Origin of the sequence: Streptomyces murinus, from assembly GCF_002154555.1 — a bacterium.
Lineage (GTDB): Bacteria > Actinomycetota > Actinomycetes > Streptomycetales > Streptomycetaceae > Streptomyces > Streptomyces murinus.
Map to the genome: position 1 here is coordinate 1 of NZ_MUNF01000316.1, position 9,241 is coordinate 9,241.

Annotated in this window: 10 protein-coding genes; 4 read left to right on the top strand and 6 right to left on the bottom strand. The window is 73.3% G+C overall.

The features are described from left to right. Nucleotides 1–78 precede the first annotated feature (78 nt). The gene (locus tag CCN72_RS19550; protein ID WP_086808638.1) at nucleotides 79–588 is read right to left on the bottom strand and encodes a DUF2000 domain-containing protein; all 510 of its coding nucleotides are present in this window, start codon (nucleotides 586–588) and stop codon (nucleotides 79–81) included. A 4-nt stretch (nucleotides 589–592) separates the two neighbouring features. Between CCN72_RS19550 and CCN72_RS19555 the strand changes: the two genes are divergently transcribed. After that, the gene (locus CCN72_RS19555) at nucleotides 593–1,441 is read left to right on the top strand and encodes a helix-turn-helix transcriptional regulator (RefSeq protein WP_086808631.1); all 849 of its coding nucleotides are present in this window, start codon (nucleotides 593–595) and stop codon (nucleotides 1,439–1,441) included. A gap of 159 nt (nucleotides 1,442–1,600) precedes the next feature. Here the strand turns inward: CCN72_RS19555 and CCN72_RS19560 are convergent, their stop codons facing one another. Then, nucleotides 1,601–2,101, bottom strand: coding sequence for a type III secretion system chaperone family protein (locus CCN72_RS19560; RefSeq protein WP_086808632.1), 501 nt, complete (start codon nucleotides 2,099–2,101; stop codon nucleotides 1,601–1,603). Then, the gene (mshA, locus tag CCN72_RS19565) at nucleotides 2,094–3,431 is read right to left on the bottom strand and encodes a D-inositol-3-phosphate glycosyltransferase (protein WP_085568608.1); all 1,338 of its coding nucleotides are present in this window, start codon (nucleotides 3,429–3,431) and stop codon (nucleotides 2,094–2,096) included. Before mshA ends, CCN72_RS19560 begins: the two co-directional genes overlap by 8 nt. Nucleotides 3,432–3,653: 222 nt before the next feature. On the opposite strand from mshA, the gene CCN72_RS19570 reads away from it, so the two are divergent. The 3 genes from CCN72_RS19570 (at nucleotide 3,654) to CCN72_RS19580 (ending at nucleotide 7,423) form a co-directional block, all read left to right on the top strand. Then, complete coding sequence (locus CCN72_RS19570; RefSeq protein WP_086808634.1) at nucleotides 3,654–4,469, top strand: class I SAM-dependent methyltransferase; 816 nt, start codon at nucleotides 3,654–3,656, stop codon at nucleotides 4,467–4,469. A gap of 215 nt (nucleotides 4,470–4,684) precedes the next feature. Next, complete coding sequence (locus CCN72_RS19575) at nucleotides 4,685–5,770, top strand: C40 family peptidase (RefSeq protein ID WP_086808635.1); 1,086 nt, start codon at nucleotides 4,685–4,687, stop codon at nucleotides 5,768–5,770. Between the two features lie 357 nt (nucleotides 5,771–6,127). Next, a complete protein-coding gene (locus CCN72_RS19580; RefSeq protein ID WP_086808636.1) occupies nucleotides 6,128–7,423 on the top strand; it encodes a PP2C family protein-serine/threonine phosphatase in 1,296 nt (431 codons plus the stop codon). A gap of 101 nt (nucleotides 7,424–7,524) precedes the next feature. Here the strand turns inward: CCN72_RS19580 and CCN72_RS19585 are convergent, their stop codons facing one another. From CCN72_RS19585 to CCN72_RS19595, 3 genes are all read right to left on the bottom strand, one after another. Then, on the bottom strand, nucleotides 7,525–7,869 hold the full coding sequence (locus tag CCN72_RS19585) for a DUF2516 family protein (protein WP_037653424.1): 345 nt from the start codon (nucleotides 7,867–7,869) through the stop codon (nucleotides 7,525–7,527). A gap of 113 nt (nucleotides 7,870–7,982) precedes the next feature. Continuing rightward, entirely contained in the window at nucleotides 7,983–8,585 is a 603-nt protein-coding gene (locus CCN72_RS19590) for an ATP-grasp domain-containing protein (RefSeq protein WP_086808639.1), read from the bottom strand. A gap of 79 nt (nucleotides 8,586–8,664) precedes the next feature. Beyond that, entirely contained in the window at nucleotides 8,665–9,096 is a 432-nt protein-coding gene (locus CCN72_RS19595) for a helix-turn-helix domain-containing protein (RefSeq protein WP_086808637.1), read from the bottom strand. Nucleotides 9,097–9,241 lie beyond the last annotated feature (145 nt).

Genomic DNA, 9,241 nt, shown 5'->3' on the forward strand with positions numbered 1-9,241 from the left:
GGCCAGGGGAGGCGCGGCCGGTACGGGGGTCCGGCCGCGCCTCCCCTGGCCCCACCCGCTGAAGGGGGCGCGCGGGCGTCAGGGATGCATGCGCGCCCCCTTCAGCACCTTGTCCACCCCGCCCCGCGGGCCGTACACCGCGAGCCCGACCAGATCCAGATCGGCCGTCGGTACGGCGCGCACCGCCGCGCGGTTGTCGCGGTCGTTGCCGGTGGCGAACAGGTCCGCGGTGAACACCGCGCAGGGCAGGGCCCGGCCGAGCGCCCGCCCGTGGGCCGCGCGCAGGGTCTCCTTCTCTCCCTCGAAGACCAGCACCGGCTGCCGGAACATGGGCAGGTAGCGGGCGCCGTCCGCGTCCTCGTAGGGCTCGCCGACCACCTCGGGCAGCGTCGCGCCCAGGCCGCTGACCAGGAACGCGGTGACGTTCAGCCGCTGCCAGGAGGCCAGGTCCGCGCGCAGCAGTACGGCGATCTTGGTGTCGAACCGGATGGGCCCGGCGGGCTCGAAGGAGACCGGGGCGGGGGTCGAGGTGCTCATGGGACGAGACTGCCGATCCCGGCCCGGCGGCGTCTTGTACGTTGTTTGCATGGCCATGAGCAGGGCCACGAGCGGCGCCGCGAACGGGTCCGCGCGCGGAGCCCCGGGCGAGGAAGTGAGCGCGTGGCGTCCCCGGGTGCCGGGCGTCACCGAGGTCTTCCACGCCCATTTCACCGAGTACGCCTATCCGATGCACGTCCATGACGCGTGGACGCTGCTCATCGTGGACGACGGCGCGGTCCGCTACGACCTCGACCGGCACGCGCACGGCACCCCGCTCGACACGGTCAGCCTGCTGCCCCCGCATGTGCCGCACAACGGCTCCCCCGCGACCCCCGGCGGCTTCCGCAAGCGGGTCGTCTACCTCGACAGCAGCCGGCTCGGCGAGGAGCTGATCGGGGCGGCCGTCGACGGACCCGATCTGCGCGACCCCGTGCTGCGGCTGCGGGTCGGACAGCTGCACGCGGCCCTCGCCCGGCCCGGCGACGAGCTGGAGGCGGAGAGCAGGCTGACCCTCGTCGGGGAGCGGCTGCGGGGGCATCTGCGGCGGCGCGTCGAGTCGTCGAGTCCGCGCCGGGATCCGCAACTCGCACGGAAGCTCAGGGAGTTGCTGGACTCCCGGCTCACCGACGGCATCTCGCTGACGGAGGCATCCGGGCTGCTGCACGCCCATCCCGCCCATCTCGTGCGGGCGTTCAGCGGTGCGTACGGCATCGCGCCGCACCAGTATCTGATGTCACGCCGGGTCGGGCGGGCCCGCCGGCTGCTGCTGGACGGGCTGCCGCCGGGCGAGGTGGCGGCCCTGACCGGGTTCTACGACCAGGCCCATCTCACCCGCCACTTCCGGAAGTTGGTCGGGGTGCCACCGGGCCGCTATCGGAGCGGGGCGCGCCGGGCGCCGTAGCCCACGCGGCTCACTCGGCCGCGCGGCTCACTCGGCCGCGCGCCGCAGCCCTCCGAGGGGCCACCCGGCCGGGCGCCGTAGCCCTCGGGAAGCTCGCTCGGCCGGACACCGCAACGCTCCGGTGGCTCGCTCGGCCGGGCACCGCACCCCTCCGGTGGCTCACTCGGCCGGGCGCTCGATGAGGTGCTTGAAGGCGTCCAGGTTGCGGGTGGACTCGCCGCGGGAGACGCGCCAGGCGTGCTCCTTGCGGATGGAGGTCGCGAAGCCCAGCTCCAGCAGGGAGTTGAAGGCGCCGTCGGCCGCCTCCAGGACCTGGCCGAGGAGGCGGTCGATCTCGTCGGGGGTGACGGAGGCGAGCGGGAGGCGCGCGGTGACGTAGACGTCGCCGAGGCGGTCGACGGCGTAACTCACGCCGTACAGCTTGAGGTTGCGCTCCAGGAGCCAGCGGTGGACGCCCGGCTCGTTCTCGTCGGGGTGGCGCACGACGAAGGCGTTGAGGGAGAGGGAGTGCCGGCCGACGAGGAAGGAGACGGTCGTGGACAGCTTGTGGGTGCCGGGCAGCTTGACCACGTAGGTCCCCCTCTCGGGGTTCTCCCACTCCAGTTCGGCGTCCTGGAAGACGGCCGCCAGGACCTGCCCTGCCTTCTCGACATCACCCATGGTGGGAGCGTACGCGACGGCGGTACGACTGGGTCGCGGCCGTATAGACGTCGGCGGTCGCCGCGGCCGCCGCGTCCCAGCCGAAGGACCTCGCGTGCCGGGCGGCGGCGTCGCCCATGCGCGCGGTGAGGGCCTGCTCGTCGGCGAACCGGGCGAGGACGCGCGCGTAGTCGGCCGGTTCGTGCCCCTCGACCAGGAAGCCGGTCTCGCCGTCGCGCACCGCCACCGGCAGCCCGCCGACCGAGGCGGCGAGCACCGGGGTGCCGGCCGCCTGCGCCTCGATGGCGACCAGCCCGAAGGACTCGCTGTAGGACGGCATGACCAGCACGGACGCGGCCCGGAACCAGTCCGCGAGCTGCTCCTGGCCGACGGGCGGGCGGAACCGTACGACATCCGCGATGCCGAGCCGGGCGGCCAGCTTCTGGAGCCCCTCGGGCTTGGCGAGGCCGCTGCCGCTGGGGCCGCCGACGACGGGCACGAGGATCTTGGAGCGCAGCTCGGGGCGTTCGTCGAGGAGGACGGCGACCGCGCGCAGCAGCACATCCGGGGCCTTCAGGGGCTGTATGCGGCCCGCGAAGAGGGGGATCAGGGCGTCCTTGGGCAGGCCGAGGCGGGCGCGGGCGGCGGCCCGGCCGTCGGCGGGGCGGAAGCGCTCCAGATTGACGCCGGGGTGGACGACGGCGACCGCGCCGGGGTCGGCGTCGTAGTGCCGGACCAGTTCGCCGGCCTCGTCGTCGGTGTTGGCGATCAGCCGGTCGGCGGCGGCGACGATCTGGGTCTCGCCGATGACCCGGGCGGCGGGCTCGGGGCGGTCGCCTGCGGCCAGATTGGCGTTCTTGACCTTGGCCATGGTGTGCATGGCGTGCACCAGGGGGACGCCCCAGCGCTGGGCGGCGAGCCAGCCGACATGGCCGGAGAGCCAGTAGTGGGAGTGGACCAGGTCGTAGTAGCCGGGGCGGTGGCCGGCCCAGGCCTGCATCACGCCGTGTGTGAAGGCGCACAGCTGGGCGGGCAGCTCCTCCTTGGCGAGGCCCTCGTAGGGGCCCGCGTCGACGTGCCGGACCAGGACGCCGGGGGCGAGCTGGACGGTGGGCGGCAGATCGCCCGCGGTGGCCCGGGTGAAGACCTCCACCTCGATGCCGAGCGCGGCGAGCCGCTGGGCCAGCTCGACGATGTAGACGTTCATACCGCCCGCGTCGCCGGTGCCGGGCTGGTGCAGGGGAGAGGTGTGCACGGAGAGCATCGCGACCCTGCGGGGCCTGCGGAGCAGCCGTAGCCGGGGCGCGGCGGACGGGGAGCGGCGCCCGAGCCTGCTGGCGTACTGGCTCACGTGGCGGTCCTCCTTGCTGCGGGCATGCCGGACGGAGGACTCGCCTGCGCCCTCCAAGGGGGTGCAACAGCGGGCGGGGTGCCGGCCATTTCCGGAACAAGCCGCTTTACCGAATCATTACCTTGGTTGGCTCAACCCGGCCACCGACCTGTCCCCTTCCCGGCTCCCGGGCCTCCCGGCCCCCGGCCGGTCTCCTTCCCGGCCCCCTTTACCCTCGTACTCATGGCAACCCGCGCATCCGCCCGCCGTCCCGTGGGGACCGTGACGCGCGGCACCACCAACCCCAACCGGCTGCGCCGCATGGACCGCTGGATCGCGGCCGTCCACGGCGCCGAGCTGCGCCGCGCCGCCGAGCCGGTCGCCGTCGACCTCGGGTACGGCGCCGCCCCCTGGACCGCCGTGGAACTGCTCGGCAGGCTGCGCACCGCCGCTCCCCGCACCCGGGTCGTCGGCATCGAGATCGAGCCGGAGCGGGTCGCGGCGGCGCGGCCGTACGAGCGCGAGGGGCTGGTCTTCCGGCACGGCGGCTTCGAGGTCCCGGTGCCCGGACGGCCACTGCTGATCCGCGCGGCGAATGTGCTGCGCCAGTACGACGAGGACCAGGTCGCCGCCGTCTGGGAGCGGCTGTGCGCGCGGCTGGCCCCGGCGGGCGACGGCTCGCGCGGGGGGCTGCTGGTCGAGGGGACGTGCGACGAGATCGGGCGGCGGCACGTCTGGGTGGCGCTCGGGCCCGAGGGGCCGCGGACCGTCACCTTCGCCACCCGGCTCGGCTCCCTGGACCGCCCCTCCGACCTCGCCGAACGGCTGCCGAAGGCGCTGATCCACCGCAATGTCCCGGGCGAGCCGGTGCACGCCTTCCTGCGCGACTTCGACCGCGCCTGGGCGGCGGCCGCGCCGTACGCCGCGTACGGGGCCCGGCAGCGCTGGCTGCGCACGGTGCGCGCCCTCACCGCGGACTGGCCGGTGACGGACGCGCCGGTCCGCTGGCGGCAGGGTGAAGTGACGGTGGCGTGGGGGGCGTTGGCGCCGCAGGGCTGATTGTGGGCCGGAACGGTTGAAACCACCCCTTCGGGTGGGCGGGCAACGGAACGAACCCGGCGCGTCGTTCGTCAGACGGGCGAGGTGATCGTCGTCCTGGCCGGTCACGGGGGAAATCCGACTTTCCTCATGGCCTCTGTCGCTTTGCGCGCGGCCGTGGCACGATCCCTCAGGCGTTCGTAAGTTACTGACGGTAAATCAGCTGGGGGGTAGGTATGGGTACGGGCAAGCGCGGTCTGCTCGCGGCCGCCCTGACCGTGGTCTGCGCGGTGGCCGTACTCGCGGCCCCCGGGACGGCGCTCGCCGCGCCGGCACCCCCGCAGGACACCGGTCCGGCGGCCGGCACAAGCCCGAAACCCGTGCCGGACAAGGATCTTGAGCAGGTCCGCGAGAAGCTGGACAAGCTCTACCACGACGCGGCCGTGGCCACCGACGCGTACAACGCGGCGGAGGAGAAGACGAAGAAGCAGTCCGCCGAGCTCGTCTCGCTGGCCAAGAAGATCGTGGCCGGGCAGCAGAAGCTCGCCCAGCTCAAGGACCAGGCAGGCGCGGCGGCCCGGGAGCAGTACCGCACCGGAGGGGTGCCGCCCACCGCCCAGTTCCTGCTCAGCGACGACCCGGACCAGTTCCTGGACGGCGCCGGTCTGGTCCTCCAGAGCCAGCAGGCGGCCAACCATCTGATCGGCGAACGCACCGACACCCAGAAGCAGTTGCAGGACTACGCCTCCGACGCGGCCGCCCAGTGGAAGAAGCTGGACACCGACCGCAAGGCCAAGGCGAGCGCCAAGAAGAAGATCCAGCAGCAGATCGACGCCGCGAAGAAGCTGGAGTCGTCACTGGAGGAGAAGCAGCGGCAGCGGCTCGCGCAGCTGGAGCAGAAGGCCGCGCTGAAGTCGCAGACCGCCTGGCTGGACACCGGCATCCTCGACCGGATCCACGGCAAGGCGTCCGCGGCGGGCGAGAAGGCCGTGGCGTTCGCCACCGCCCAGCTCGGCAAGCCGTACGTATGGGGCGCCGCGGGCCCGGACTCCTTCGACTGCTCGGGGCTGACCTCCCAGGCGTGGGCCGCGGCCGGCCGCCCCATCCCGCGCACCTCCCAGGAGCAGTGGAAGCAGCTCAAGCACATCGACGTCAAGGACATGCGACCCGGCGACCTCGTCATCTACTTCGACGACGCCAGCCATGTCGCCCTGTACATAGGGGACGGCGCGATCATCCAGGCGCCGCGTCCGGGGCGTTCGGTGACGGTCGCGGGCGCGGGTTCGATGCCGATCCTGGGGGTCGTACGACCTGACGCGTGAGGCCGTCGGCCCGCTCGGGGCGATCTCGGGACAGGGGTGCCGACCGTCCGCGGCAGGGGTGTGAGGCGCGTCGCGTGACCCGCGTTATACGGCTTTTGCCCCGGTGACGCGGGTCATGTGACCCACTCCACCGCCAACCCCCGTGCAAACCGGGGCAGGACGTGAGCTTCGTCATCCCCCGGGGCCCGGTGCGCTGTCCAACTGCGGTACGGAAAGCGGCATATGACAGTGGCCTGCGCCAGAGCGACGCGGCTCACACCATTCCATCGGGGTGGCCCCACCCGCTAGGGTCACCCGTCGGTGGGTCGAGACCCTCGACACCGCCGTGCCCTCGGGGGGAGGGAAGGAACCCAGACGATGCCCGTACCCGTACCGCGGCAGAGAGCGATCCCGGCCGTGGAGAGTGGTCAGGCGCAGGCCGCCGGCGCCGTCGGCGGCCCCCTCAAGGAAGAGGCCCACCGCGACGCCGCGCCCACGAGCGGCGCCACTCTCACCCTGCTGCTGATCGAGGACGACCCGGTCGGCTCGCCGATCGTGCCCGAACTGCTGGACTCGGCAGGCAAGCCGGTCCGGGTCCGCACCGCCCGCAACCTCACCGAGGCCGAGCGGCTGCTCACCGACGACGTCCACTGCATCCTGCTGGACCTGGCGCTGCCCGCGCCGGGCGGCGGCGACACCGATGACGAGCTGGCCGTGCTGCACCACGTCCTCCAGCTCGCGCCCCGGCATGCCGTGCTGGCCCTGACCGGCTCCGGCGACGCCGAGCGCGGCGCGGAGGCGGTGCGCGTCGGCGCGCAGGACTACCTCGTCCGGGACGAGCTGGACAGCCGGCTGCTCAGCCGCGCCGTCCGGTACGCAGTGGAGCGGAAACGATCCGACACCGCGGAGCGCCGGCTCACCGAGAGCCGGCTGCGGGCGCAGGAGAACCGGCGCCTGGAGCGGGGGCTGCTGCCCACGCCGCTGCTCGACGGCTCCTCGCTGCGGTTCGCGGCCCGGTACCGTCCGGGCCGCTCGCGCGCGCTGCTCGGCGGCGACTTCTACGACGCCGTGCGCACCCCCGACGGCACGGTGCACGCCATGATCGGCGATGTCTGCGGGCACGGCCCGGACGAGGCGGCGCTCGGCGTGGAGCTGCGGATCGCCTGGCGGGCGCTCACCCTCGCGGGGCTGTGCGGGGACGAGCTGCTGGGCACCCTCCAGGAGGTGCTGGAGCACGAGCGCCCGGACGAGGAGATCTTCGCGACGCTGTGCACGGTGGACATCGCGCCCGACGGCCGCCACGCGGGCCTGTGCCTGGCCGGCCATCCGGCCCCGCTGCTGGTGCGCCCCGGCGTACCGGCGCGGCTGCTGCCGTACGACAACAACGGTCCCGCCCTCGGGATGCTGCCCGGGGCGCGCTGGTCGCGGATGCAGGTGGAGCTGGGCGCCGAGTGGAGCCTGATGCTCTACACCGACGGGCTGATCGAGGGGCGCGTCGGGGCCGGCGGGGAGCGGCTCGGCCAGGACGGCATGGTGGAGATGATCCGCCGCCAGCTCGCCGAGGGCCTGCGGGGCGAGGAGCTGCTGCGGGCCGCGGTGCAGGAGGTGCGCCGGCTCAACGAGGGCGAGCTGGCGGACGACGTGGCGGTCGTCCTGCTGGACCGGACGGCGTAGGCCGGTACCGGGGGGACAGGACGGCGTAGGCCGCCGGTACCGGGGGGACCGGACGGCGTGACCGCCGGTACCGGAGGGCGGCCCGCCGACCGCGGTGGTGGCTAGCGGCCGCCGTTGTACGGCCCGTACGGACCGTCGCTGCTGCTGCCGCGGCGACGGCCGTAGCCTCCGCCGCCCGTGACGTGCTTGAGCGCGGGGCGTACGTCCACGATGTAGACGATGCTGGCCACGGCGCCGGCGATCGGCAGGATGGCCAGGACCGAGAAGATCACGCTGGCGACCAGGGCGAGGCCCAGGATGATCAGCCAGAAGACCTTGTTCTGCTTGTCGGCCGCGCGGAAGGCGTCCTCGCGCCGCACCGCGGCGTCGACGAGCGCGAACGCGGCCAGGGCCATGAGGACGATCTTCAGGATCCCCATGAATCCCGCGAAGCCCAACATCAGCATGCTTGCCACCGCCCCTGTTCCGCCGCTCGGTCCCTACGCCGCAACCGTACCCATAGAACGGGCGGAACGGGCCGGACACCCCAAAGATGCCCGGCCCGCCGCCGCCCGCGCGGTCACTTGGCCGGCGGGGTGGGCTTCTTCGTGGTGGCCGTCCTGCGCGCGGTCGCGGCCTTCCGGGCGGCGGCGGCCTTCTTCTCCGCGGCGGCCTCGGGCGTGGCGACCTTGGGCCGGCCGGCCTCGTCCTTGACCTCGACGGGCTCCGGCTTGCCCTCGACGGCGATGGCCAGGTCCTCGATGTCCTCGGCGGCCTCGCCGCGCCAGGTCTTCACGGCCGCCTCGCCGTGCTCGGCGACCTTCTCGTAGGTCTCGCGGGCCTTGACGGCGTACTCGGCGGCGACGCCCACGCCGCGCAGGGCGAGGTCCTGGGCCTGCTCGCCGAGCTTCTTCAGGTCGACGTCGAAGCCGCCGATCAGCTCGGTGACCTTGGTCTGAAGGGTCTCCTGGGCCTCCTTGGCCCGGGCGGTGGCCTTCTCCTGGACGGCCTTCGGGTCGGTGCCGCGCACCTTCTCGATCCGGGCCGGGGCCTCGGCGCGCAGCTGCTCGACCAGTGCGGGCACCTTCTTGGCCTGCTGGAGGGCGAGGTCGGCGGTACCGGCGGCGAAGTAGAGCGGAGTCGGGTCGCTGAGGGTCTTGCGCAGGTCGTCGGTGATGGCCATGGTGATCAGGTCCTCCCGGATCTCGCGTTCGGCTGAGGTGGTGTGGTTCGCGGTGGGCGCCCGGTGCCCTGGTCCGGCGTCAGCCGGCCGTCCGCCGCGAGCCGGCATCGTCGTCGTCCGTTCCCTGCTCCGCGCCGTCCGCGTCCGCGGGTTCGCCGGCCCCGAATCCGTTCTCCTTGCGGAAGGACTCGTAGATCTGGAGCAGCACCTGCTTCTGCCGCTCGTTCAGCGAGGGATCGGCGAGGATGACGGCGCGCGTCTCCACCTCGTCCCGGTCCCGCTCGGCGTCGAGGATGCCGGCGCGGACGTACAGCGTCTCGGCGGAGATCCGCAGGGCCTTGGCGACCTGCTGCAACACCTCCGCGCTCGGCTTGCGCAGCCCGCGCTCGATCTGGCTCAGATACGGATTGGACACCCCGGCCGCCTCGGCGAGCTGCCGCAGCGACAGCTGGGCGTTCCGCCGCTGTTCGCGCAGGTACTCACCGAGATTGCCGACGTTCAGCGATGCCATGCCTCCACCATGCCCCACCCCCGCTAACTATTGCAAGCAGGCGCTTGCAATAGTGCGCCGGGGTGTCGGGACGGCCGGCGGCGTTGTCGGTGGGCTCTGCCAGGGTGTGCGGCGTGGATGAACTGGTGGAGCGGGTCGACGGCCG

What these genes read in the sequence shown, in the direction of transcription:
- CCN72_RS19555 (WP_086808631.1), top strand. Translation starts at nt 593, where the DNA reads ATGAGCAGGGCCACGAGCGGCGCCGCGAACGGGTCCGCGCGCGGAGCC.
- CCN72_RS19575 (WP_086808635.1), top strand. Translation starts at nt 4,685, where the DNA reads ATGGGTACGGGCAAGCGCGGTCTGCTCGCGGCCGCCCTGACCGTGGTC.
- CCN72_RS19595 (WP_086808637.1), bottom strand. Translation starts at nt 9,096, where the DNA reads ATGGCATCGCTGAACGTCGGCAATCTCGGTGAGTACCTGCGCGAACAG.
- CCN72_RS19585 (WP_037653424.1), bottom strand. Translation starts at nt 7,869, where the DNA reads ATGCTGATGTTGGGCTTCGCGGGATTCATGGGGATCCTGAAGATCGTC.
- CCN72_RS19580 (WP_086808636.1), top strand. Translation starts at nt 6,128, where the DNA reads ATGCCCGTACCCGTACCGCGGCAGAGAGCGATCCCGGCCGTGGAGAGT.
- CCN72_RS19560 (WP_086808632.1), bottom strand. Translation starts at nt 2,101, where the DNA reads ATGGGTGATGTCGAGAAGGCAGGGCAGGTCCTGGCGGCCGTCTTCCAG.
- CCN72_RS19550 (WP_086808638.1), bottom strand. Translation starts at nt 588, where the DNA reads ATGCAAACAACGTACAAGACGCCGCCGGGCCGGGATCGGCAGTCTCGT.
- CCN72_RS19570 (WP_086808634.1), top strand. Translation starts at nt 3,654, where the DNA reads ATGGCAACCCGCGCATCCGCCCGCCGTCCCGTGGGGACCGTGACGCGC.
- CCN72_RS19590 (WP_086808639.1), bottom strand. Translation starts at nt 8,585, where the DNA reads ATGGCCATCACCGACGACCTGCGCAAGACCCTCAGCGACCCGACTCCG.